Below are 495 nucleotides of genomic sequence, written 5' to 3' on the forward strand. Positions count from 1 at the left end.
GTATTCATATTTTTATAGTTCAATATAAGAATTTAAATTATACTCTATAATATTCGTTTTTATATGAACATGCTTTACACTTTTAATATTAAAATCAGCCATACAAACTATTTATTTTCTGCATTGCTCTTTCTTAAGTCCTAATACATCCCATGTATTTCCCCATATCTTCATTTCGTTAAAAATAGGCTGTAGAGTTTGTCCTTTATCAGTTAAGGAATATTCTACATGAGGTGGGATATTAGAGTAAATTACACGTTGAATAATTTTTTCATTTTCTAATTCTTTTAGTCTCATGGATAGTGTTCTAGGGCTGATTCCTTTTAAGGATTTTTCTAATTCACCAAACCGTTTTGGTCCCGAAAAAAGGTCTCTAAGAATAACAAATGTCCACTTCCCACCAATTACCAGCATTGTTTTTTCTATAGGGCATTTAGACAATTTTTCTTCTTCTTGTTTAAGCATACATTATTCCCTCCTGATACTATATATAAA

General features: G+C 29.3%; 1 protein-coding gene. It reads right to left on the bottom strand.

The genetic code is table 11. The annotated features are described in order from the left end of the window. Nucleotides 1-111 precede the first annotated feature (111 nt). Nucleotides 112-465, bottom strand: coding sequence for a winged helix-turn-helix transcriptional regulator (locus tag KVT27_RS23635; protein WP_000917567.1), 354 nt, complete (start codon nucleotides 463-465; stop codon nucleotides 112-114). Nucleotides 466-495 lie beyond the last annotated feature (30 nt).

The organism is Lysinibacillus sp. GbtcB16, from assembly GCF_019091145.1.
GTDB lineage: Bacteria > Bacillota > Bacilli > Bacillales_A > Planococcaceae > Lysinibacillus > Lysinibacillus fusiformis.

Excerpts from the sequence above, each read along its gene's own strand:
- KVT27_RS23635 (WP_000917567.1), bottom strand. The coding sequence starts at position 465 with ATGCTTAAACAAGAAGAAGAAAAATTGTCTAAATGCCCTATAGAAAAA.